The sequence below is a fragment of the Streptomyces microflavus genome, assembly GCF_014650075.1.
Lineage (GTDB): Bacteria > Actinomycetota > Actinomycetes > Streptomycetales > Streptomycetaceae > Streptomyces > Streptomyces microflavus.
Genome location: NZ_BMUG01000003.1, coordinates 559,969 through 583,448 on the forward strand (window position 1 = coordinate 559,969; position 23,480 = coordinate 583,448).

The 23,480-nt window shown below is 72.4% G+C and carries 20 protein-coding genes and 2 pseudogenes; 16 read left to right on the top strand and 6 right to left on the bottom strand.

Going from position 1 to position 23,480, the window contains the following annotated elements:
* Positions 1-195 precede the first annotated feature (195 nt).
* A complete protein-coding gene (locus IE264_RS11465) occupies positions 196-1,839 on the top strand; it encodes an alpha/beta hydrolase (protein WP_032759234.1) in 1,644 nt (547 codons plus the stop codon).
* A 157-nt stretch (positions 1,840-1,996) separates the two neighbouring features.
* On the opposite strand, the gene IE264_RS11470 is transcribed toward IE264_RS11465, so the two are convergent.
* Both IE264_RS11470 and IE264_RS11475 read right to left on the bottom strand, forming a co-directional pair.
* A complete protein-coding gene (locus IE264_RS11470) occupies positions 1,997-2,518 on the bottom strand; it encodes a hypothetical protein (protein WP_190167627.1) in 522 nt (173 codons plus the stop codon).
* A 278-nt stretch (positions 2,519-2,796) separates the two neighbouring features.
* Positions 2,797-3,537 (bottom strand): annotated as a pseudogene (locus tag IE264_RS11475) (AraC family transcriptional regulator); the annotation flags it as partial.
* A gap of 53 nt (positions 3,538-3,590) precedes the next feature.
* Here IE264_RS11475 and IE264_RS11480 point away from each other — a divergent pair.
* Complete coding sequence (locus tag IE264_RS11480; protein WP_032759232.1) at positions 3,591-4,781, top strand: MFS transporter; 1,191 nt, start codon at positions 3,591-3,593, stop codon at positions 4,779-4,781.
* Positions 4,782-4,830: 49 nt separating this feature from the next.
* On the opposite strand, the pseudogene IE264_RS11485 reads toward IE264_RS11480, so the two are convergent.
* Positions 4,831-5,356: pseudogene (locus tag IE264_RS11485) on the bottom strand (MerR family transcriptional regulator); the annotation flags it as partial.
* Positions 5,357-5,412: 56 nt separating this feature from the next.
* Entirely contained in the window at positions 5,413-5,925 is a 513-nt protein-coding gene (locus tag IE264_RS11490) for a cupin domain-containing protein (protein ID WP_015612959.1), read from the bottom strand.
* 140 nt (positions 5,926-6,065) lie between these two features.
* Here IE264_RS11490 and IE264_RS11495 point away from each other — a divergent pair, with 140 nt between their 5' ends.
* From IE264_RS11495 to IE264_RS11560, 14 genes are all read left to right on the top strand, one after another.
* Positions 6,066-6,500 carry an RrF2 family transcriptional regulator gene (locus tag IE264_RS11495; RefSeq protein WP_032759292.1) on the top strand — a complete coding sequence of 145 codons (435 nt, stop codon included), beginning with the start codon at positions 6,066-6,068 and terminating at the stop codon, positions 6,498-6,500.
* Positions 6,497-7,405 carry a DsbA family oxidoreductase gene (locus IE264_RS11500; RefSeq protein ID WP_032759231.1) on the top strand — a complete coding sequence of 303 codons (909 nt, stop codon included), beginning with the start codon at positions 6,497-6,499 and terminating at the stop codon, positions 7,403-7,405. The genes IE264_RS11495 and IE264_RS11500 overlap by 4 nt, the downstream gene beginning before the upstream one ends.
* Before the next feature lie 486 nt (positions 7,406-7,891).
* Complete coding sequence (locus IE264_RS11505; RefSeq protein WP_032759229.1) at positions 7,892-9,454, top strand: ABC transporter substrate-binding protein; 1,563 nt, start codon at positions 7,892-7,894, stop codon at positions 9,452-9,454.
* Positions 9,455-9,556: 102 nt separating this feature from the next.
* Positions 9,557-10,585 carry an ABC transporter permease gene (locus IE264_RS11510; RefSeq protein ID WP_015612963.1) on the top strand — a complete coding sequence of 343 codons (1,029 nt, stop codon included), beginning with the start codon at positions 9,557-9,559 and terminating at the stop codon, positions 10,583-10,585.
* 2 nt (positions 10,586-10,587) lie between these two features.
* Positions 10,588-11,481 (top strand): ABC transporter permease, encoded by an 894-nt coding sequence (locus tag IE264_RS11515; RefSeq protein WP_032759228.1) that lies wholly within the window; start codon positions 10,588-10,590, stop codon positions 11,479-11,481.
* Entirely contained in the window at positions 11,478-12,386 is a 909-nt protein-coding gene (locus IE264_RS11520) for an ABC transporter ATP-binding protein (protein ID WP_032759227.1), read from the top strand. The genes IE264_RS11515 and IE264_RS11520 overlap by 4 nt, the downstream gene beginning before the upstream one ends.
* Positions 12,383-13,252 carry an ABC transporter ATP-binding protein gene (locus tag IE264_RS11525; RefSeq protein WP_032759226.1) on the top strand — a complete coding sequence of 290 codons (870 nt, stop codon included), beginning with the start codon at positions 12,383-12,385 and terminating at the stop codon, positions 13,250-13,252. Before IE264_RS11520 ends, IE264_RS11525 begins: the two co-directional genes overlap by 4 nt.
* 40 nt (positions 13,253-13,292) lie before the next feature.
* Positions 13,293-14,633, top strand: a complete 1,341-nt coding sequence (locus tag IE264_RS11530; RefSeq protein ID WP_032759225.1) for an NtaA/DmoA family FMN-dependent monooxygenase — start codon at positions 13,293-13,295, stop codon at positions 14,631-14,633.
* An 8-nt stretch (positions 14,634-14,641) separates the two neighbouring features.
* Positions 14,642-16,387: an FAD-dependent monooxygenase gene (locus tag IE264_RS11535; protein ID WP_032759224.1), complete on the top strand. Its 1,746-nt coding sequence runs from the start codon at positions 14,642-14,644 to the stop codon at positions 16,385-16,387.
* Between the two features lie 32 nt (positions 16,388-16,419).
* A complete protein-coding gene (locus IE264_RS11540; RefSeq protein ID WP_032759223.1) occupies positions 16,420-17,184 on the top strand; it encodes an alpha/beta hydrolase in 765 nt (254 codons plus the stop codon).
* An 81-nt stretch (positions 17,185-17,265) separates the two neighbouring features.
* Entirely contained in the window at positions 17,266-17,823 is a 558-nt protein-coding gene (gene ssuE / locus IE264_RS11545; protein ID WP_015612970.1) for an NADPH-dependent FMN reductase, read from the top strand.
* A 126-nt stretch (positions 17,824-17,949) separates the two neighbouring features.
* Positions 17,950-19,566, top strand: a complete 1,617-nt coding sequence (locus IE264_RS11550; RefSeq protein ID WP_032759221.1) for an adenosine deaminase family protein — start codon at positions 17,950-17,952, stop codon at positions 19,564-19,566.
* Positions 19,567-19,647: 81 nt separating this feature from the next.
* Positions 19,648-20,079: a nuclear transport factor 2 family protein gene (locus tag IE264_RS11555; RefSeq protein ID WP_032759220.1), complete on the top strand. Its 432-nt coding sequence runs from the start codon at positions 19,648-19,650 to the stop codon at positions 20,077-20,079.
* Positions 20,076-21,248, top strand: coding sequence for an MFS transporter (locus IE264_RS11560; protein ID WP_015612973.1), 1,173 nt, complete (start codon positions 20,076-20,078; stop codon positions 21,246-21,248). The genes IE264_RS11555 and IE264_RS11560 overlap by 4 nt, the downstream gene beginning before the upstream one ends.
* Before the next feature lie 33 nt (positions 21,249-21,281).
* On the opposite strand, the gene IE264_RS11565 is transcribed toward IE264_RS11560, so the two are convergent.
* Both IE264_RS11565 and rhaS read right to left on the bottom strand, forming a co-directional pair.
* Positions 21,282-22,307 carry a LacI family DNA-binding transcriptional regulator gene (locus IE264_RS11565; protein ID WP_032759219.1) on the bottom strand — a complete coding sequence of 342 codons (1,026 nt, stop codon included), beginning with the start codon at positions 22,305-22,307 and terminating at the stop codon, positions 21,282-21,284.
* 64 nt (positions 22,308-22,371) lie between these two features.
* The gene (rhaS, locus tag IE264_RS11570; protein ID WP_032759218.1) at positions 22,372-23,457 is read right to left on the bottom strand and encodes a rhamnose ABC transporter substrate-binding protein; all 1,086 of its coding nucleotides are present in this window, start codon (positions 23,455-23,457) and stop codon (positions 22,372-22,374) included.
* Positions 23,458-23,480 lie beyond the last annotated feature (23 nt).

Below are 23,480 nucleotides of genomic sequence, written 5' to 3' on the forward strand. Positions count from 1 at the left end.
TGAGCCGCCGTCCGTCGCCGTCCCCGCGAGCGTCACCTGGGCGGTCCCTCCGTCCCCTACAACTCGGGTATCACGCAAGGCTGTTGCGTCATTCCCAGGGTGGAGAGAAGTGCGCCCCGGTGAGGGATCCGCAGGCGCGGCCCGGTCCTGAATGATCTTCCGTGTCCGAAACACGCGACCGGAAGGATCGATATCGTGCGCAGACGACGTCTCGCGCCCCTGTTGGCCGTGAGCCTCACGGCAACGCTGGCTCCCGTGCTCGCCACCTCGACGGCCGCCGCGGCCCCGGCCGCCGCCCCCTCGGCCGCCTCCTCCCCCTCCGCCGCCAAGGGCGGTGCGCTGGACCGGTACACGAAGCAGAAGCCCAAGTGGAAGCGGTGCGAGGCCGCCGCTCCGGCGGAGTTCCAGTGCGCCACGATCAAGGTCCCGCTGGACTACCGGGCGCCCGGGGGCAAGCGGATCGACCTGGCCATATCCCGGATCAGCAGTACCGGGCCCGGCAAGCGCCACGGCGTCCTGCTCTCCAACCCCGGCGGTCCCGGCGGCCAGGGGATCTACATGCCCCTGGCGTTGCAGGAGGAGCTCCCCGAGGCCGCGCTGCGGAAGTACGACCTCATCGGCTTCGACCCGCGCGGGGTGGGCCGGAGCACTCCGGTCACCTGCGATCTGACCCCGGAGGAGGAGAACTGGCTGCGGCCGTACAAGAAGGAGACGTTCACCAAGGACGTCGCCTGGGCGCGCAAGGTCGCGGACAAGTGCCGGGAGAAGTCGGGCGCCGTGCTCCCGCACATCACCACCCGCAACACCGCCCGTGACGTGGACCTGCTCCGCGCGGTCCTCGGCGAGAAGAAGATCTCGTACCTGGGCTACTCCTACGGCACCTACCTGGGCGCCGTCTACACCCAGCTGTTCCCGGGCCGGGCCGACCGGTTCGTCCTCGACAGCGCGGTCGATCCGGCGCGCGCCTGGCGCGGCATGGTCCAGTGGTGGGCGGAGGGCGCCGAGCCCGCGTTCGACCGGTGGACCGGGTGGGCCGCCGCGCGTTCGGAGACGTACGGCCTCGGTGACACCCCGAAGAAGGTCGACCGGACCTTCTGGGAGGTGGTCGCGCGGGCCGACGAGCAGCCCATCGAGCTGGACGGGCTGCTGATCTCCGGTGACGACATCCGCGGCGGTATGCGGGGAGCGGTCTTCAGCCCGCAGTCCGCCACCGAGGCGTTCGTGGAGCTGAAGAAGGCCGCGGACGGCGAGACCGCCTCCGCGAAGAAGCTCGCGGCGTTCACCGGGTCCGCGGGCACCGGGAGGGCGCGCGAGGCGGCCGAGGTCCCGCAGGACAACATGACGGCGAGCTTCTGGGCTGTGGTGTGCGGTGACAACTCGGCCGCGTGGCCGCGAAACCCCGAGCGCTACCGGCAGGACGCCATCGCGGACAAGGGCCGCTACCCGCTCTTCGGCGACTTCGCGTCCAGCATCAAGCCCTGTGCGTTCTGGAACAGGTCCGTGGAACCGGCGACCGAGGTCGACAACAAGGCCGGCTCCCTGATCGTCCAGAACGAGTGGGACTCGCAGACCCCGCTGCCCAGCGCCCAGGCTCTGCACAAGGACCTGAAGCGCTCCAGGATGGTCACCGTCCTCGGCGGCGAGGGCCACGGCGTCTACCCGAGTGGCAACGCGTGTACGGACGGTACGGTCACCGGCTACCTCCTCACCGGGAAGCTTCCGGCGAAGGACGTGACCTGCCGGGCGACCGCCGGGTCGAACGCGGACGCACGGGAGAACCAGCAGCGGGAGGAGCTCCCGGGGTCGCCGCTTCCGGAGCGGGCCCCGGACCGCTTCTGAGTCCGGTCGTACGGGCCGTGGCCGCAGGGTTCACGGCCCGTACGGTTCACGGCCCGTACGGTTCACGGCCCGTACGGTTCACGGCCCGTACGGTTCACGGCCCGTACGGTCCATGACCGCGTGGCCTCTTGACGGCGGGGCCCGCCCCTTCGCCGCCTCAGCCCACTAGATCGTGCGGACCCACCGGGTACGCCTCAAGGCCGGGCGCCGCCAGCAGCTCGGCGATCAGCTCCGGCGACCCGCCGACATAGGTGCTCGCCAGGTCCACGTCCCCGCCGACACACCACGCGCGGTCCTCGGGCCACCACAGGTCGGGCAGTTCGACGAACTCGTCCAGGGCCACCGGCGACACGACGTCCGCCAGCGCCCCCGAGAGGAGCACCTCTTCGCGGCCGGGCGTGAGGAAGACGGGGAAGCGGTCGAAGTCCCACCGGCCGTAGCCGTGCCACAGGCCGAACCAGCAGCTCTCGGCGGTGGCTGTACGGCGGGCCAGTACGGGGATCAGCGCGCGGGCGACGTCCGGCGGGGTCGGCCCCTCTGCCGCGGGTTCGTCCCAGACACCGGGCAATCCGGGCTCCGTACCGTTCAGGTTGTCGACGTCCACGCCGATCAGCTCGTGCCAGCGGGTGCGCGGGCCCGGCGTCCGCCCGTACGCGGCGCCCACGTCGGCCCAGCTCACCGGCCGCCCGTCCAGCGCCGCAGGGTGCAGGACGCGGGTGTACGCGGCGAAGCCGGGGGCGGCGACCCCCGCCACCCGGCCGAAACCGCCCTCGGCCTCGGTGCGTCCGGTGAGCCACGCGGCCGGACCGAGCCCGTCGGCGCGCACGCGCAGGCGGCCGTAGTGGTCGGGCGCCGCGTCGCGGTCCACCCGGAAGGAGTCGTCCATGGCTCAGGTCCCGCCCGTCCGGTCGGGCCGCCCGGCCAGCTCCGGCGGCCCTGGTCTCGGTCAGCATCGTAGCCAGGCCGGTGCCGGCCCGGGGTGTGGCCGTAGGCCCGGCGGAAGACGTCGATGAAGGCGCTGGCGGACGACCACCCGCACCGGTGCGCCACGGTGGTCACCGGGGTGTCCTCGGCCAGCAGCACCAGGGCCTGGTAGAGGCGTAGTTGGGTGCGCCACTGGGGGAACGTCATGCCCAGCTCGGCGGTGCAGAGCCGCGACAGCGTGCGCGCACTCGCACCGGCCTCCCGGCCCAGGGCGTCCAGGGTGCGCCGGTCCGCGGGGTCGGCGCGCAGGATGTCGCAGATCCGCCGCAGGCGCGGGTCGGACGGGGCCGGCAGCTGGACCGGCTGCTGCGGCGAGGCCGCCAACCGGTCCAGCAGCACGGCCCGCAGACGGCGGCGCTCCGGGCTGTCGTCCGCCGGGGTGGTGGTGTGGGCGATGATCAGCTCCCGCAGCAGCGGCCCGACGGTCAGCACCGACGGGGCGTCCAGCCCGAGCGGGTTCTCCGTGGCGGGCAGGCCGAGGAGTCGCAACTCCATTGCCCCATGGGCGCGGTGGGCGTGCACGGTTCCGGCCGGTATCCAGATGGCCCGGTTCGCGGGCGCGATCCACGTACCGGCGTCGGTGGTGACGGCCAGCACGCCGCGTGCCGCGTAGACGATCTGGTGGTCGTCGTGGCGGTGGGCGTCGATGTCCGATCCCGGCGCCAGCCACCGGGTGCGGGTGGGGGCGACCGGCTCGTGGCGGATCTCCGTCATGGGTTGTCGTTATATCGGAAGTCCGACAGTCGCCGCGTGGCGACGATGGACGGGTGGCGAAAAGCAAAGCGATCACCCTGCTGTCCATCGGGCATGCCTGCGTCGACGTCTACCAGGGAGCCGTGGCCGCCCTCGTCCCGTACTTCGTGGCCGAACGCTCCTACACCTACGCTGCGGTCTCCGGCATCGTGCTCGCCGCGTCCCTGCTCTCCTCGGTGGCTCAGCCCCTGTTCGGCCTGGCGACCGACCGCCGGGCGATGCCCTGGCTGCTGCCCGTGAGCACCCTCGTCGCCGGCTCGGGGATCGCCCTGAGCGGGCTGGGCGGCTCCTACGCGCTGACCCTGCTGTTCATGGGCATCGGCGGGATCGGCGTAGCCGCGTACCACCCGGAGTCCGCTCGCGTGGCGCGCGTCGCCGGCGGGGGCAGCCACACGGCGATGGGCTGGTTCTCCCTGGGCGGCAACCTCGGCTTCGCCCTCGCGCCCGTCCTCGTGGCCGTGGTCGTCGGCATCGGCGGGCTGGGGCTCACCCCGCTGCTCGCGCTCCCCGCTCTCGTCGGGAGCCTGCTGACGCTGCCCGTACTGCGCGGCCTGGAGCGCATGACGTCCGCCGCCCCGCGTACGGCCACGGCCGCCGCGGCTCCGGACGACGTGGCCTCGTTCGTGAAGCTCGCCCTGGCCGTGGTGTGCCGGTCGATCGTCTTCGTCGGCCTGAGTACCTTCATCGCGTTCTACGTGCGCGAGCGCACCGGCGGGGGAGCGGCGGCAGGGACCGCGGCCCTGGTCGTGCTCTACCTCGGCGGCGCGGTCGGCACCGTCCTGGGCGGCGCCCTCGCCGAGCGCCGGGACCGAGTCACGGTGGTGCGCCGGTCCTATCTCCTCACGGTGGGGGCGGTTGCGGGGCTCGTCCTCCTCCCCGGTCCGGCCCTCTACGTGTGCGTCGCGCTGACCTCGGCGGGCCTCTACGTGCCGTTCTCGCTCCAGGTGACCCTGGCTCAGGACTACCTGCCCGGCCGGGTCGGCACGGCCAGCGGCATCACTCTGGGGCTGACGATCAGCATCGGTGGCCTGTTCAGCCCGCTGATCGGCCGGCTGGCGGACGCCACCTCCCTGCAGACCGCCCTGACACCGCTCATCACCATGCCCGCGCTGAGCTGGCTGCTGTTCCGCAGCCTGGCGGAACCGGCCCCGCCGAGCGCACCACGCCCGGTGACCGGAGGCGGGCGCGCCAGCCGCCGGCGGTGAGCCCGGTGGCTGTGGGCCCGGAGTAACTCGTCCGCGACCGGGCCGTGATTCAGGTGGCGGCCGAGTCCCGGGCGGACAGTTCTTCGGCCAGTTCCATGCAGCGCAGGCGGGCCGGGGAGAAGTCGTAGGGCATCTTGCCGATGGCTTCACGTGCGCTCATGGAGCCGGCCTCCCGGCTGCCGGAGCTCAGGCCGGCCTCGTCCTCGCCGTCATCGGCGGTAGAGGGGTGCAAGGTGTCCCAGGCGTCGAAGAGGGCATCGTCGTCCTCACTGAGGCCGGACTCCTCGATGACGGCCTGCAGAGCGCATTCGAAGGCGTGCCGCTCGGCGGCCACGTGCCACCCGCGGATCATCGGCGGCGACGCTGTCGTCGAGTGCCTCCTCGGCGTCATCGATGCGGTCGGAGTCCTCCCGCAGAGCGGGATGCGTGGCCAGGGCGATGAAACGGGTGGCCTGGAGGGCCGCGCCGAGCGGGCCGAGGATCCGCTCGGTGACCAGCAGACCGTCCAGGTCCGCCCGGCGCAGGGAACCCTCGGGCAGGCTCCTGAGGCGCTCGGTGACGAAATCGGAGAGCAGGTCCACCGGACCACATGCCGCTACGGAAGGTGCAACCCGGAACAGGGCCTACCGGCCTACGGGCCTTCGTCCGCCGGAAGGGCGTACAGGCGGGGGAGGTTGACCACGATCGCCTCCTGGGTCGAGCGGGCGATGACGACCACGGCCTCCTCCGAGGGGTCGGGGTTCTCCTCCCGGTGCGGCACGAACGGCGGGACGAAGATGTAGTCGCCCGGTGACGTGCGCAGCCGTACCTCCTGCGGCTCCTCGCCCGAATCGTCGAGGAACACGAACTCCGGGTGCCCGCTGACCACATGGATCGCCGTCTCGGACGCGCCGTGGTGGTGGTCGGAGGAGGAGGTGGAGGGCGCCACATGGGTCTGGCCCATCCACAGCTTCTCCGAGCCGGTCGTCCTCCCGCTGATGGCCGCGAACCGGCGCATCCCGCCGGTCTGGGCCGTGTCACCGTCCAGCGAGTCCGCGCGGATGTGGTGCAGACGGGTGTGCAGCGGAGCCGTGGGGCGGTCCTGCGGGGTGTCGTGGAGGTGCGGGTGGAAACCTTCGCCGGCGGTGGTCAGGGGCTCGCTCATGGCGGGGACGCTAAGGCGGCGCACGAAAGGATGTCAATAGGTGTCCTTTGCGGTTCATCTGCGGCAATGTTGCTGACATGTAGGAGCGGAATCGTGCGGAGGCCGGGCCTCCGCACGGCCCTTCGGGCATGATGAGCGCCATGCATATCTCCGCGAAAGCGGACTACGCCACCCGGGCCCTCCTGGAGCTCGCCCGTGAACCTGGCCGTCCGCTCACCTGCGAAGCCATCGCCTCCTCGCAGGAGATTCCCTTCCGTTTCCTGAAGTCCGTGGTGGGCGAGTTGCGCAGAGCCGGGCTCGTGCGCAGCCAGCGCGGCTGCGAGGGGGGTTACTGGCTCGGCAGACCCGCCGACGAGGTCACCCTCCTGGACGTGGTGCGCGCCATCGACGGCGACGTCCTCACCCTGCGCGGCGAACCGCTCGACGGGCTCGGCTATCCCGGTCCCGCCGCGCCCCTGCCGGGCGTGTGGCGGCAGATCGAGGCGGGCGCGGCCGCGGTCCTCGGCGGGCTGACCCTGGCCTCGCTGCTGCCCGCCGTGGCACGGGAACGGCACTCCGAGGTCGGCGCCGCATGACCGTCGCACCGGACCCGGACGGCCCGCTCGCGCTGGAGGTGGTGGAGTACACCGATCCGCTCTGCCCCTGGGCCTGGGGCTCCGAGCCCGTCTTCCGCCGGCTCCGGGCGGCGCTGGCCGGCCGGAGCCGCTGGCGGCGCGCGTACGCCGTCCTCTTCGACGACGACGACGATCCACCGCCCGACCCCGCCGCCGAAACCGCCTGGTACGCAAGCCATCTGGCGGACATCGGCGCGCACACGCTGGCGCCCCGCGCACACCGGCTGAGCCGGGTGGCGGCGAGCTCCTGGCCCTCCTCGCTCGTCGCCAGGGCCGCCGAGCTCCAGGGCCCCGAGATCGCCGATCGGGTGCTGCGCCGGCTGCGCGAGAGCGTCTTCGTCCTCGGTGAACCCGCGGACACCGAGGCGCTCGCCCTCCGGTCCGTACGGGGGGTGCCGGGCCTGGATCCCGGCCGGCTGGAGCGCGACGCCGCCTCCGCCGGCGTACGGGAGAGTGTGCGCGCCGACCGGGCCGAGGCGCGCCGCCCGGTCCCCGAGGTGCGCTCCGTACGCGAGGAGTCGCCGCACCCCGGAGCGGCGAAGGAGACCCCCGGCGGCGAGGTCCGGTACGCGCTGCCGACCCTGCTGTTCCGGACCCGGTCCGGCTACCGGGTGGTGCCCGGCTGGCGGCCGTACGAGGCGTACGCGGCCGCCGTCGAGGAGCTCCGCCCGGGACTGCTCCAGGAGGCCCCGCCGCTCGCCCCGGCCCCGGCACTGGACCGCTACCGCAGCCTGACCGGGCCGGAGCGGCTGGTGCTGGCCGAGGGCGCCTGGCCGCCGCCTCACGCGGTGCGCGTGGACACCGCGCAGGGGCCCGTGTGGCTGCACCCCGATGACGCCCAACACCACCCCGCAGCACGGCAGTAGCGCCCCACAACGCCCTGAGCTGCGGTCGAGTGCCGTTCCACCGAATGAGACACCAAAAGGTGTCCATTGACATCCGGGGCCGCATGCCACCAGGATGTGCCGCATGCTCACGACGCACCCCGGCGTGATGTGCCGCTACGTGGACCTGCGGCGCACCTCCAGCGCTCTCTGTCGCTGACCGACCGCCACTTCGGCCCACGGGCGTTCCCCGATCGCCGACCGCAGCCCCGCTGACGGTCGTCACGCCGATCGGACCCCGTCTCCTCCGCGTCCCTCCCGCGCTTCCTCGCACCCTCAACGGCCTTCGCCGTGCGCCCCGTTCGTGACCCCGTCACCGTCGACCGTCATGAACCGCACCGGCGCCGAGGCTCCCGCCGCCCTGCCCGGATGCCCACGCACCCGGTTCCGGCACGGGTGCCGGCCGCTCCCGGTCCCGCTCCGACCGCCCTGTACCGGGCCGGGGCCCATCACAGAGAGAACACCCAGATGTCCGCACGACTGACGAACCCCCGCCCAGGACTCCGCGTCCGGCCCGTCCGACGGGCCGGGGGCCTGCGGGCCACCGCCCTCGCCGCCCTGCTCGTCCCGGCCCTGAGCGCCTGCGGCGGGGACGCCTCGTCCGCGACCGGCAACGCCACGCTGAAGTGGGCCTCCTCCTACTTCCCGGCCCACTGGGACCCGGTCGTGTCGGGCAGCGGCGCCCAGTTCCGTCAACTCGCCCTCGTCTACGCCTCCTTGACCCGCACCGACGATGAGGGCAAGGCCGTTCCGGACCTCGCCGAGAGCTGGGAGTACAACGACAAGGGCGACCGGATCACCTTCAAGCTGCGCCCCGGCCAGAAGTTCAGCGACGGCGAACCGATCGACGCCGCCGCGGTGAAGGCGGCCATCGAGCGCGCCCAGAAGCAGAAGAACTCCGCGCTCTTCGGTGACCTCACCTCGATCGGGAAGGTCGAGGCGAACGGTCTGGAAGCCACCCTGAACCTCACTCAGATCGACTACCAGATACCGCAGTTGCTCGGTCAGCGGGTGCTCCAGATCGCCAGCCCCAAGGCGGCGGAGAACCCCAAGAAGCTGGACCAGAACCCGGTGGGGGCCGGGCCGTTCGTGGTCGAGCAGCTGGTCCCGGGCACCAAGGCGGTCCTCAAGAAGAACCCGGACTACTGGGACGCGGAGAACATCCACATCGACAACGTCGAGCTGGTCTCCGCCCCCGACGCCTCGACGGTCGTCTCCGGTCTGCGCACCGGCGTCTACAACTTCGCCGACATCGACCCGAGTCAGGCGGACGCGGCGAAGAAGGCAGGGCTCGACGTCTTCGTCCAGCCCGGCTTCAACGCCGCCAACCTGTCCCTCAACGTCAACAAGGCACCCTTCGACAACGACGAGGTCGTGGACGCCGTCCGGCACGCGGTCAACCGCGAGGAGTTCGTGCAGAAGCTGACCTTCGGCTACGGCGAGGCGACCGACCAGCCGTTCCCGAAGGGGTACGTGGCCTACGACCCGAAGTCCGAGAACGCCTACCCCTACGACCCCGCCAAGGCGAAGAAGCTCCTCGCCGAAGCGGGCCACAAGCCAGGCGACCTCAAGCTGAACCTCGTCATCCCGTCCGAGGACCCGCAGGCCGAGATCGTCCAGTCGCAACTGGCCGCGGTCGGCATCACCGTCACCATCAAGATCGACAAGAACTGGGCCACCCCGTTCTTCGCGAAGGACCTGACGTTCTCGCTGTACGGGACCACCGGCCGCGACTCCGCCGCCCAGACCCTCACCGCGCACTTCGGCCCCAACGGCCCGCTCAACCTCTCCACCCCGTACGAGCCGGCCGGCTTCGAGGAGGCCGTGGCCAAGGTCCGCCAGACCCCGCTGGACTCGCCCGACTACGCCGAGACCCTGCAGGCGGCGACCCGGACCGGTCTCGGGAGCAAGGCGCTGGTGTTCACGTACGCCTCACCGAACCTCTTCGCCAAGACGAAGTCGGTCTCCGCACTCCCGAAGAACCCCGGGCACATCGACTGGACCGGTGTGAAGGTCTCCGGCGCCAACTGACCCGCCCGCAGCCCGGATCACCGCCTCCAGCACCGCCCGACCGTCCATCCGCACATCCATCCATCCGCCCATTCGCCCATCGCACAGAGAGGGGGCAGCCCCATGACGACGACCGAGCCACAGGTCACCTCTGCCCGCCGTCGCGGGGTCGCCGTGGCCAGGACACGGCACGCGAGCGCCCGTGTCCTGGCCGTCCTCGCCCGGTCGGTCGCCATCTTCGTACCGGTCTTCCTGGTCGCGACCTTCGTGACCTTCGCGCTCCGCTCGCTCAGCGGACTCAGCCCGGCCCGCATCCAGTTGGGGGAGGACGCCACCCCCGAGGCCATCGGGCGCATCGAGGCCGAGTGGGGGCTCGACAAGCCCTTCCTCGCCCAGTACTGGGACTGGTTCACCGGAGTCCTGCACGGCGAGCTCGGCACCAGCTGGGTCAACGGGGCCGACATCTCCACCCTCATCGGCCTCGGCCTGGGGGTGAGCCTCTCGGTCGCCACCTTCGCCCTGGTCATCGGGGTGCTCGTCGGCTTCCTCCTCGGTACGGTCGCGGCGCTCCGGCGGACCACGCCGATCGACCGGGCGATCACCGGATTCGTCACCGTGATCTCGGTGATGCCCGCCTTCGTCGTCGGCATCGTGCTGGTCGCGATCCTCGCCGTCGGGCTGGGGCTGTTCCCCTCCGCCGGGTACATCCCGGCCGAGCAGGGGATCGGCCCCTGGCTCGCCCACATCACCCTTCCCGCCCTGGCGCTCAGCTTCGACGTCATCGCCGACGTGGCACGCCAGCTCCGCTCCAGCCTCATCGGCGCCTATCAGGAGAACTACGTGACCGGCGCGGTCGTACGGGGACTGAGCCCGCGGCGGATCTTCTTCGGGCACGTCCTGCGCAACGGCCTCGGCCCGACGCTCGCCACGCTCGGGCAGAAGTTCCCCGCCCTGGTCGGCGCCTCCGTCGTCACCGAGTGGATCTTCGGCCTCCAGGGCTTCGGCCGGTTCGCCAACGACTCCGCCCAGGCCGGTGACGTACCCGCGGTCCAGGGCGTCCTGGTGGTCTCGATCGCGCTGGTCGTCTCCTTCAACCTCATCATCAACCTGGTGCTGGCCCGTGTGATGCCGGCCTCCCAGCGGGGGGTGTGACCATGGTGCGCCGCGTTCTCGCACTTACGTCCGGACGGATCGCCGTCGTCATCCTCGCCGCGATCGCGCTCCTCGCGCTCCTCGGCCCGTGGCTCGCTCCCCAGAACCCCCTGGCCACCAGCGACAACGCGCTCGCGGCGGTCTCCGGCACCCACTGGCTGGGCACGGACTACCTCGGCCGCGATGTGTTCAGCCGGCTGCTGGACGGCTCCCGCATCAGCGTCCTCGGCTCGCTGGAGGTCGCCCTGGTGGCCCTCGTCGTCGGCGCGGTCCCCGGCATCCTGTCGGTCTACCTCGGCCGCGCCTTCGAGTGGTTCACCCTCCGCATCGCGGACACCCTGGTCGCCCTGCCGTTCCTGCTCTTCGCCATCGCGGTGATCGCCCTGCTCGGCAACGGGCTCACCCAGGCCATGCTGGTCACCGGCGTGCTGGTCTCCCCGCTCTTCTACCGGGTCTCCCGCGCCGCCACCCTGGCCGTCGCCCGCTCCCCGTACGTGGAGGCGGCGATCGTCTCCGGCGCCTCCGTCGGCTGGATCGTCCGCCGCCACGTCTGGACCAAGGTGCTCCCGCCGATCGCCGTCGCGCTCGCCCAGACCATCGGCGTCGGCTTCGTCATCGTCTCCAGCCTCACCTTCCTCGGCATCGGCGTCCAGCCGCCCGAGCCCACCTGGGGCGGGCTCCTCGCCTCCGACCTGGGCTACCTCAGCCACCGCCCCTGGGCCCCGGTGGCACCCGCTCTGCTGATCATGGTCACCGTCTGGGCCTGCAACCTCCTCGCCGACGCCATCCGCGACGTCTCCGGCGAGGCGGGCCGGGCGCTGGCCAACGACCGCAAGGCCCGCGCCAACCGCCGCGAGGCGGCGGCCGGACCCCACCCCGCAGGAGGTTCCCGATGAGCCCGCTGTCCCCCGACACCCTCACCTCCCGCCCGGCCGACGCCGCCGAGAAGACCTTCGACGCCCCCGGGACGACCGACGTTCCGGCGACCGAGCCCGTCCTCGCACTCCACGACGTACGCATCACCGACCGGGTCACCGACCGGGAGATCGTCCACGGCGTCACCTTCGAGCTGACCCCCGGGAAGGCGGTCGGGATCGTCGGGGAGTCCGGCAGCGGCAAGACCCTCACCTGCCGGGCCGCCCTCGGCATCCTGCCCCCGCACTTCGAGGTCGCGGGCGGCCGCATCGACCTCGCGGGCACCGACATCGCCACGCTGACGCCCCGGCAGTGGACGGACCTGCGGGGCGCCACCATCAGCGCCGTCTTCCAGGACCCGGCGTCCTACCTCAACCCCGCGATCAAGGTGGGCGCCCAGATCGCCGAGGTCATCCGGGTCAAGCAGGGGCTGAAGCGGCGCGCCGCCCGCCGCCGGGCCGTCGAACTGCTCGGAGCCGTACGGCTGCGCGACCCGGAGCTGGTCTACGGGCAGTACCCCTATGAGCTCTCCGGCGGCATGCTCCAGCGCGTCCTGATCGCCGCCGCGATCGCCGTCGAACCGCGGGCCCTCGTCGCCGACGAGGCCACCACCGCCCTCGACGTCACCGTCCAGGCCGAGATCCTCGACCTCCTCGCCGAGCTGCGCGAGCGCACCGGCCTCGCCCTCGTCGTCGTCTCCCACGACCTCGCCGTCGTCGCCCACCTCTGCGACGAGGTCCTGGTGATGCGGCAGGGCGAGGTGGTCGAGCAGGGCGAGACCCACGCGGTGCTCCACGACCCGCAGCACGACTACACCCGCCTGCTCATCGCCGAACACGACAGTTATGGCCTGGACAAGTTCCTCGCGCCGAAGGAGGCGTCATGACCACCGCCGCGACGGAGACGAAGGACGCCGTACGCGAGGACGGGCCGGGCCCGGTCCTGGAGGTGACCGGCCTCGACGTGCACTACGGCCGGGGACGCAAGCGCCGGCGGGCCCTGCACGGAGTGACGCTGGACATCGCGCCCGGCGAGGCCGTCGGCGTCATCGGCGAGACGGGATCGGGCAAGTCCACCCTGGCCCGCACGGTCCTCGGCCTGGTCCCCGCGTCGGCCGGCTCGATCCGCATCGCGGGTGAGGACGTGAGCGGGTACGGGCCCCGCCAGTGGCGCGACCTGCGACGGCGCGGCGTGATCCAGTACGTCTTCCAGGACCCGCTCCGCAGCCTCGACCCCGACCTCACCATCGAGGACTCCCTCGTCGAACCCCTCCTCATCCAGGGCGTCCGGCGCGAGGAAGCGGCGCTGCGGGCCCGCTCCTTCCTCGACCGGGTCCACCTCACCACCGATCTGCTCGCCCGGCTCCCCGGCGAACTCTCCGGCGGCCAGCGCCAACGTGTCTCCGTCGCCCGCGCCCTGGTCACCGAACCCCGGCTCGTCATCCTCGACGAACCCGTCAGCGCCCTCGACTCCGCTAACCGCGTCCAGGTCCTGGAGATCCTCAAGGAACTGCGCGCCTCCGGCGTCGCCCTCGTCTTCATCTCCCACGACCTCGGATCCGTCGCCGGCACCGCCGACCGCATCGCCGTCCTCCACCAGGGCGAACTGGTGGAGACCGGCACCGCGCACGAGGTCGTCAACCAGCCGCAGCACCCCTACACCCGCCTGCTCCTCGGCTCCGCACCCACCCTGCGGGGAAAGCCCGCCGACCGTGCCGAACGCGAAGCCCTGCGCGCGCTGTTGAGCGCCTGAGCACACCCCCCGATTGCCACCCCTCCGAGAGGAACCAGCCATGTCCCGCAGAATCCATCTCGCCCTGCACCCCTACGGTGTCGGCGGTCCCGGCCAGCACGGTCTCTGGAAGGACCCGAGCGTCGCCAAGAACGCCAGCATCGACATCAACTACTACATCCAGCAGGCACAGGCGGCCGAACACGCCCTCTTCGACGCCCTGTTCGTCGTCGACAGCCAGTTCATCAACTCCACCTACCCCGCGCACTACCTCAACCGCCTCGAACCGCTCACCCTGTTGTCGGCCGTCGCCACCCACACCCGGCACATCGGACTGGTCGCCACCGCCAGCTCGACGTACAACTCGCCGTTCAACCTGGCCCGCCGGTTCGCCTCGCTCGACCTGATCAGCGGCGGCCGCGCCGGCTGGAACGTGGTGACCAGCTTCGACACCGGTACGTCGAAGAACTTCGGCCTCGACGAACACCTCGACTACGCCACCCGCTACGGCCGCGCCCTGGAGTTCGTCCAGGTCGCCCGAGGGCTCTGGGACTCCTACGAGGACGACGCCTTCCCCGCTGACGTGGAGCGGAACCTCTTCCTCGACCCGGAGCGGCTGCACGCCCTCGACCACCAGGGGGAGCATTTCAAGGTCGCCGGGCCGCTCAACGTCTCCCGCTCGCCGCAGGGCCAGCCCGTCATCTTCCAGGCCGGGGTCTCCGCCGAGGGCCGCGACCTCGCCGCCCGGGTCGCCGAGGGCATCTACGCGCCCGGCGGCACGCTGGAACAGGCGCAGGAGTACTACGCGGACATCAAGAAGCGCACCGCCGCCCACGGCCGCGACCCCGACCACATCAAGGTCTTCATCCACGGCGGCCCGGTCGTCGGCTCCACCGACGAGGAGGCCCGGCGCCGCGAGCGGGAGATATTCGAGGAGGACAACGACTTCGAGCGCAACCTCGCCCTCCTGGGCCGTTCCTTCGGCGCGTACGACTTCAGCGTCCACGACCTGGATGCCCCCTTCCCCGACGTCGCCCACCTCGCCGAGAAGGGCGGCCGTACCGGCGCGGCGCAGATCATCGAGCGGGCCCGCGAACAGAAGCTGACCCTGCGTCAAGTCGCCGAAGGGGCCAACGCGTTCCGGCAGTCGCCGTTCGTCGGAGCACCCGACACCGTCGCCGACACCATCGAGAAGTGGTTCGACGCGGGCACCCTCGACGGCATCAACCTCGCCTTCCGGAACAACGACGACCTGAACCTCTTCGTCGACGGTGTCGTGCCGCTGCTCCAGAAGCGCGGACTGTTCCGCACCGAGTACGACGCCGACACCCTCCGCGGCAACCTCGGCCTGCCCATCCCCGCCAACCGCCACACCCGCGAGCGCGAACTCGCGGGCGGCTGAGGCCCGCCATGTCCTCACTCCCCGCGACGGGCGGGCGCGACGTCCACACCGTCCGCTTCCCCGTCGGCAGACCCCCGGCCACCGTCGACGTCCTCATCGTCGGCGCGGGCCCGGTCGGCCTCGCCGCCGCCACCGAACTGACCTCCCGGGGAATCCGGGTCGCCGTCGTCGACCGCGCCCGCACCGCGACCCTGGTGCGGGCCGGCGCGATGGGCCACACCCCCCGCGTGGTCGAGCACTTCCGCCGCTGGGGCCTGCTCCAGCGCATCCGGGACGCCTGGACCTACCCCCCGGAGTGGAACCGGGGCACCCGCCTGGTCACCTCCCTCACCGGCCATGAACTCGTACCCGTGCCGCGCCCCTCGTTCCACGGCCTCGGCACCCCCGCACACGCGGCGGACGAGGCGCTGCGCCGGCCCCAGACCGTGCTCCAGCAGGTGTTCCTCGACCACCTCGCCGAACACGGCGTGAGCACCGCCGGCGGATGGGAGCTCCAGCAGCTGACCGAGGATGCCGAGGGGGTCCGCGCCGGGGTGGTGGACGTCGACTCGGGAGAGCGCCGCACGGTCCGCGCGGCCTACGTCCTCGGCACCGACGGCGGCTCCAGCACCACCCGGCGGCTCGCCGGGATCGACCGGGAAGGGGACCACGCGACCGAGAAGCGGCTGCGCCTGATCGTCCGCACCGGCGACATCTCCGACCGGGTCGGAGCGGCCCCGAGCGCCACCAACATCGTCTTCAACCACCGGGCGTCCGGCTTCCTCGCGGCCGTCAGCACCCGCGAGTGGCGGGTGTACGCGGGACCGTATCCGCTCGCGTACGAGCCCACCGAGGAGGAGCTGCTGGCCATCGGCCGGGCCGCCTTCGGCTTCGACCTCGAACTCGAACTGGTCTCCGCCACGACCTTCTACCACGCCACCCGGATCGCCACGGCGTTCCGCCGGGGCCGGGTCCTGCTCGCCGGGGACGCCGCCCACGTCCGGACGCCCGGCGGCAACCTCGGCGAGGGCATCGGGGACGTGGCCAACCTCGGCTGGAAACTGGCCGCCGTGCTCGCCGGCCACGCCCCCGACACGCTCCTCGACTCCTACGACCAGGAGCGCCGGCCCCACAACTGGCGCGTCGCGGACCACTCGTTGGAACGCTCGCGCCGCTCGCAGGCCGCCCTCGCCGAGATCCGCGCGGGCGGGATCCCCGACGACGCCGACCTCGGTGCCGAGGCGGTGCGGCGGCGGGCCGAGATCGGTGAACGGCTGCGCCGGGACCACGCCGGGGGAGCGGGTGTCACCTTCGACGAGCGCTACGACGCGTCGGACGTGATCTGGTACGAGCCCGGCCAGCTCGCCTCCGAACCTGGCTGGCGCGCGGACGTGTACGAGGACGACCCCCGGCCGGGCCACCGCGCGCCCGACGGCCGGATCGACCCGCACGGCTCCACGCTCCACGACCGCATCGGCACCTCCCTGGCCCTCCTCGTCCTCACCGAGGACCGGGCCGTCGAGGCAGCCTTCACCGAGGAGGCGGCGGCCCGGTCGCTGCCCCTGACGGTGATCCACCTGACCGACCCCGGGGCCCGCACGGTCTACGGCACCGGAAACGTCCTCGTCCGCCCCGACCAGCACGTCGCCTGGCGCGGAGCCGTGCTGCCCGACGGCGGCGCCGGTGCCGTCCTCGACCGGGTGCTGGGCCGGGTCCGGTCCGATGCGGTGGCGGCCCGAGCCGCCACGGGCGTCCCCGCCCGGCCCGCCCTGTGATCCCCCACCCACCACCGAGCCAGGAGCCCCGGATGACCGAGCACGCCGAGTACACCGACCACCACGGCCCCGAAGGGCCCGCCATCCGCGGCACGGTCGTCGTGGTGCCCGGCCGGGGCGAGACCCGGGAGACCTACACGAGGCTGGGCCGGCGGCTCGCCGCCGACGCCTACCGGGTCCGGGTCGTGGACGCCGTCCACCTCGACGCCGACGACACGGCCGGCTCCCTCAGCCGGTTCGGCGCCCGGATCACCGACGCCGTCGCGGGCACGGCGGGCCCGGACGGGGTCGTGCGCCCGGTCGTCCTGGTGGGCGCCGACACCGGAGCCGTCGCGGTCGCGGCCCTCCTCGGGAGCGGGGAGCGCCCCGGCGCGGACGCCGTCGTCCTCGCCGGACTCCCGGGGCGTACCGCCGCCCCCGGAGACTGGGACGACGAGCTCGACGTACGTACCTTCTGTCCCGCCCACCGCTCCACGCTCACCGGCGACTCCGGCTTCCGCCGGGGCGCACTCGACGAGGCGGTGCCGGACGCCCTGCTCACCGCGGCGTACGAGAGCGAGGCGGACGTCCCGGCGCTGATCCTGACCGGTGACGCCGACCCGCTCGCGGACCGCGACGCGCTGGCCCGTACCGCCAAGTCCCTTTCCCGGGCCCGGCTTTCGACCGTCCGCGACGCCCACCACGACGTCCTCAACGACATGCAGCACCGCTCGGTCGCCGCCGAGATCGTCACCTTCCTGGAGACGCTCCGCGACGGACTCGTCCCGATCGTCACGGTGGAGTCCAGCGCCTGGTGAACCCGGGCCGTCGAGCCCGCGCCCCTGAACTCCCGTAACCCACAAGCCTTTTGCGAACACCGCACCCCGAAAGGTCACCCCATGGCCACCGTCCTCTCCGTCTCCGGAAGCCCCTCCGCCACCTCCCGCACCGCACGGCTGCTGCTCCACCTCGACGACCGGCTCCGGGACCAGGGCCACGACGTGGTCTCCCTGGACGTGCGCACCCTGCCCGCCGACGCCCTGCTCGGGGCCGACTTCGGGCACCCGGCCATCGTCGAGGCCACGGCGCTGTTCGAGCGGGTGGACGGGGTGGTGATCGGCACCCCGATCTACAAGGCCGCCTACTCGGGGCTCCTCAAGTCGCTGCTCGACCTGCTCCCGCAGTACGCGCTGGCAGGCAAGACCGTCCTGCCGCTCGCCACGGGCGGCAGCGTGGCCCATGTCCTCGCCATCGACTACGCGTTGCGCCCGGTGCTGACCTCGATGGGCGCAGCCCATGTCGTACCGGGCTGGTTCACCCTGGACAAGGACATCACCGTCGGCGGCGACGGAACGGTCAGCCTCGCGGCGGGCACCGCCGAGGCCCTGGGCGAGGTCACGGACCGGTTCTCCTCCGTACTCCGCGAACGTACGGCGGTGCTGGCCCCCAGCGCCTGATCCAAACGAGAGGCCCCAGCCGTACCGCAGGCGAAGACACGGCCCCGCCCACTCGATCGGGTGGATCTTGCTCCGGATCCGTCCGGTTCGGGCGGGGAGCGTGTCCGGCGACGCGATCATTCGGCGGTGATCTCATCGATTCGGACGGCCCACCGTCCCAAGTCCCTGGTCCCGGCCGGGATCGGCGCACTCGCCCTCCTCACCCTGCTCCCCACGGTCCCGGCCGCCGCCGCACCCGCGCAGGACCCGTCCGCCCGGACCTCCGCGCAGGTGCCGCACCGCGCCACCACCCCGGCCGAGCGCCGGACCGACGCCCGGCTCGACGCCCTGCGGGGCGACCCGGCACGGCTGAAGGCCTTCTTCGCCGCACTGCCCAAGGGAGGCGACCTCCACAACCACCTGTCGGGCGCGGTCACCACCGAGTACCTCATCCGGCTCGCGGGCGAGAACGGGCTGTGCATCGACGCGACGACGACGGCCGTACGCCCGCCCTGCGGACCGGGCACGCGTCCGGCAGCCGACGCCCGGACGGATGCCGAGTTCCGGCAGCGCATCGTCCGCGCCTGGTCGATGCAGGACTTCCCCGCCGACCAGTCGGGCCACGACCACTTCTTCGACACGTTCGGCAAGTTCGGGGAGGCGACACGCGATCGCGGAAAGCTGCTCGCCAACGTCGCCAACACCGTCGTGGAGCAGAACCAGTTCTATCTGGAGACCCTGGTCACCCCCGCCTCCGACAGCGCGCGCAAGCTTGCCGAGTCCGTGGGCTACGACGCCGACCTCGCCGCGTTCCACCGCAAGCTGGTCGCCGGCGGAAAGCTCGACAAGGTCGTCACCGAGGCCGTCCAGGAGGCCGACACCGCCGACGCCCAGTTCCGCGAGGCGGCGCACTGCGACACCCGCCGCCCCGACCCGGGCTGCCGGCTCCCCGTACGGTGGATCTCCCAGGTCTCCCGGGGCAGTTCGAACGAGCGCGTCTTCACACAGATGGCCGTCGGCATGCGGCTCGCCGAGCGCGACCCGCGGTTCGTCGCCGTCAACCTCGTCCAGCCGGAGGACGGGGAGAGCGCGCTGCGCAACTACAGCCTCCAGATGCGGATGCTCCAGTACCTGCGCACCCAGTACCCGGATGCCCGCCTCACGCTGCACGCCGGTGAGCTGACCCCCGGCCTGGTCAAGCCCGAGGACCTCACCTTCCACATCCGCGAAGCCGTGCTCGTCGCCGGGGCCGAACGCATCGGACACGGCGTCGACCTGGTCCACGAGGACGACTGGCGGCAGCTCGCCCGCACGATGGCCCGCCGCGATGTCGCCGTGGAGGTGCCCTTCAGCAGCAACAAGCAGATCCTGGGCGTGGCGGGCGACGACCACCCGTTCAACGCCTACCGCCGCTACGGCGTCCCCGTCGTCCTGGCCACCGACGACCCCGGTGTCTCGCGCATCGACATCAGCCACGAGTACCAGTACGCCCGTGAGACCTACGGCCTGAGCTACACCGAACTCAAGGACCTGGCCCGCGCCTCGCTGGAGTACGCGTTCCTCGACGGCGACGGCCTGTGGGCCACCGGAACCACCCGCGCCGGCTACCTCCCGGTGCGCGCCTGCGCCGGAGCCCGGCCGGGCATCGCCCCGCCCGCCCCGGCCTGCGCCCGCCACCTGGAGGGCAACCCGAAGGCGGCGGCCGAGTGGCGCCAGGAAGCGGCGTTCGCCGGTTTCGAACGGCGGTACGGCGGATCGCGCTGATGCGGCGCCGCCGCTGAGGCACGGCGCGGGGGCCGCACGCCATGAACTGCGGCCCCCGCCCCCCACGGCTACGCTCGAAAAATGGCAGACAGCGGAGACCGGCCCGAGCCGCCCCCGGGCACCCCCGACGACGCGACACACGCGCGGCTCGCCTCCGCCGTCGACGAATGGGCCGCCGCGGTCGTCGGAAACGACGTCACACGGATCGCCGCCTTCATGGCGGACGAGTGGGTCATCGTCTCCGAGTCCGGCATCACGGACCGTGACACCTTCCTGGCCTTCGTCGCATCCGGCGACCTGACCCATTCGGCGATGCGGACCGTCACCCCGCCGAGGATCCGCGTCCACGGGGACACCGCCGTGGTCACCGCACGGATCACGAACACCGCCCACTACGGCGGCGACCGCTTCGACGCCGACGAATGGACCACGGACGTCTTCGTACGGCGCGACGGCGACTGGCGGTGCGTGCTCAGCCACATCACCCCCGCCGCCGCACCCGAGGGATCATGAGCCGACCGGGCTATCCGGCGGCCGCCGCCGTCTTCGCCATCGGTATGGCGGGGACCACGCTGCCCACCCCGCTGTACGGGCTCTACCGTGAGGAGCTCGGGTTCTCCGAGCTGATGGTGACGGTCGTCTTCGCCGTCTACGCGCTGGGTGTCATCGCCACCCTGCTCCTCGCAGGGAACGTCTCCGACGAGACGGGGCGGCGGCCCGTCCTGCTGGCCGCCCTGGGCTTCTCGGCGGCCAGCGCCCTCTGCTTCCTCTTCGAGGGCGGGCTCCCCGCCCTCTTCGCGGGCCGTCTGCTGTCGGGGTTCGCCGCCGGGCTGCTGAGCGGCGCCGCGACCGTCACCGTGATGGAACTCGCCCCACCGGGGGGCGCGGCCAGAGCGGGGCTCGCCGCGACCGCCGCGAACATGGGCGGCCTGGGGTGCGGACCGCTGCTGGCGGGGCTGCTCGCCGAGTACGCCCCCTGGCCCCTGCGGCTCCCCTTCGTGGTGCACCTGGCCCTGATCGCCGCGGCCGCCGTGCTGACCTGGTTGCTGCCCGAGACGGTCACCTCCTCCGGACGGCGGCCGCGGCTGCGCCCGCAGGGGCTCGCGGTCCCGCCCCAGGTGCGCGGGGTGTTCGCCCCCTCGGCGCTGGCCGCCTTCGCCGGGTTCTCCCTGCTGGGCCTCTTCACCGCGGTCGCCCCGGCGTTCATGGCCGAGACACTCGACGTCCACAACCTGGCCCTGGCCGGACTCGTCGTCTTCTCCGTCTTCCTCGCCTCGACGGCCGGGCAGGCGCTCATGGGACGCGTGGGGGAGCGGCGGGCCCTGCCCGGCGGATGCTTCGTCCTGGTCGCCGGACTCGTCCTGGTGGCGGCCTCGTTGCTGCTGGCCTCGCTGCCCCTGCTCGTCGCCGGGGCGCTCTGCGGCGGCCTGGGCCAGGGGCTCGCGTTCCGGGGCGCGGTGACGGCGATCAGTGCGGCGGCACCGCCCGAGCACCGGGCCGCGACCGTGTCCGCGTTCTTCGTCATCGCCTACCTGGGCATCTCGCTGCCCGTGGTCGGCGTGGGCGCCCTGACCCTGGGGATCGGGCTCAGGAACGCCGGGCTGACCTTCGCCGGCTGTGTGCTGGTGCTGGCCCTGGGCGTCGGCCTGTACCTGGCCCGCAGACCTCCCGCCCGCGGCTGACGGGCGCGGAGGACGGCACCGTACCCGCCCCTCCTACCGTGCGGAGAGGCTGGAGCGGCGCACCACCAGCTCCGGCTGGAGCACCACCCGCCGGTGCTCGTGCGCCGCCGGATCGCCTCCGGCGCCGGTCTCCTCCAGGAGCAGACCGGCCGCCAGCGCCCCCATCGTCGCCGCGGGCTGCCGTACGGAGGTGAGCGGTACGGCGGCGGCCGCCGCGAACTCGATGTCGTCGTACCCCACCAGCGCCAGATCGTCGGGGACGGCGACCCCGGCGGCGAACAGCGACTGGAGCACCCCCAGCGCGAGCAGGTCGTTGGCGCAGAACACGGCGGTGGGGCGGCGGGAGAGGCCCAGCAGACGGGCCCCCGCGTCCCGGCCCGCCGCCACGTCGAGCCGCTCGGTGGGCAGCTCCCGCAGGGCGTCCGGGCCGAGGCCGGCCTCGGCGAGCGCGGTGAGCGCCCCCGTACGGCGGTCCCGGACCTGGTTGAAACCGGGCGGCCCGCTCACGTACGCGATCGAGCGGTGCCCGGCGTCGATCAGGTGCCGTACGGCGAGTGCGCCGCCCGCCACGTCGTCCACCGAGACCGAGCACTCCGTCGTGCCCTCGGCGACCCGGTCGACGAGGACGAACGGGATGCCGTGGCGCCGGAAGGCCCCGATGTTGCGCCCGGTCGCGTCGGCGGGGGTGAGCAGCACCCCGCGCACCCGCTGTTCGGCGAAGAGCGACAGGTACTCGGCCTCCTCGCCGGGGCTCTGCGCGCTGTTGCAGACCATGACGCCGAGCCCGGCGTCCCGCGCGGCCCGCTCGGCGCCGCGCGCCACGTCCACGAAGAACGGGTTGCCCATGTCGAGGACGAGCAGCCCCATGATCCGGCTGCGCCCCGCCCGCAGCTGCCGCGCCGACTCGCTGCGGACATAGCCGAGCCGGTCGATCGCCGACAGGACGCGGGCCCGGGTGTCGGGACCGACCGAGTCCGGGCGGTTGATGACGTTGGAGACCGTGCCCACCGATACTCCGGCGACCCGGGCCACGTCCTTGATACCCACCGACTGGGCCATCAGACGGAGACCTCCAGAAGCTCCGGCGGGGACGCCGAACGGGTCCTCAGACTACCCGCGCGCATCAGAAGTCGAAGTCGTCGATGTTGTCCTTGTCGAACACCGTCGGCTTGCCGAGACTGATCACGCCGTCCTTCCCGATGGTGTAGTCACCCAGGTCACCCGCCTCGAAGGTCTGTCCCTCCTCGCCGCTGATCTGCCCCGATGCCAGGGCGATCGCGGTGTGGCCGGCCAGCTCGCCGAGCTTCGCCGGGTCCCACAGCTCGAACGCCTCGACCGTGCCGTTCTTGACGTACGTGCGCAGGTCGTTGGGGGTGCCGAGGCCCGACAGCTTCACCTTTCCCTTGTACTTCGAGCCGGAGAGGTACTGCGCCGCCGCCTTGATCCCCACGGTGGTCGGCGAGACGATCCCGGCGAGCTTCGGGTACTCCTGGAGCAGGCCCTGCGTCTGCTGGAAGGACTGCTGGGCGTCGTCGTTGCCGTACGCGACCTTCACGAGCCTGACGTCCTTGTACTTCGGGTCCTTCAGCTCGTCCTTCATGTAGTCGATCCAGAGGTTCTGGTTCGTCGCGGTCTGCGCGGCGGACAGGATCGCGATCTCGCCCTTGTAGCCGATCTGTTCCGCCAGCAGCTGGATCTGGGTGCGGCCGAGATCCTCCGCCCCCGCCTGCGAGATGAACACGTTGCGGCAGCCGGGCGTGGTGTCGGAGTCGTAGGTGACGACCTTGATGCCGTTCTTCATGGCCTGCTTGAGCGCGGTGCACAGGGCGCCCGGGTCCTGTGCGGAGACGGCGATGGCGTCGACCTGCTGCTGGGTGAGGGTGTTGACGTAGGAGACCTGGCCCGAGGTGTCGGTGGCGCTGGTCGGGCCGACCTCCTTGAAGGTGGAGCCCAGCGACTCGACGGCCTTCTGCCCGCCCTTGTCGGCGGTCGTGAAGTAGGGGTTGTTGACCTGCTTGGGCAGGAAGCCCACGGTCAGCCCCTTCTTGGTGGGCGCGTCGGGGTCGGCCGCGCCGGCCGGGGCCGCCGCCCCGCCGCTCTCCTTCTTCACATCGCTCTTGGTGGTGCCGCCGCAGGCCGTGAGGGCGAGGGCGAGGGAGGTGACGGCGGCGACGGCCGCTCCGGTGCGGCGGATCGTTGACCTACGCATGGCAAGGGTCCTTTACGGGGGAG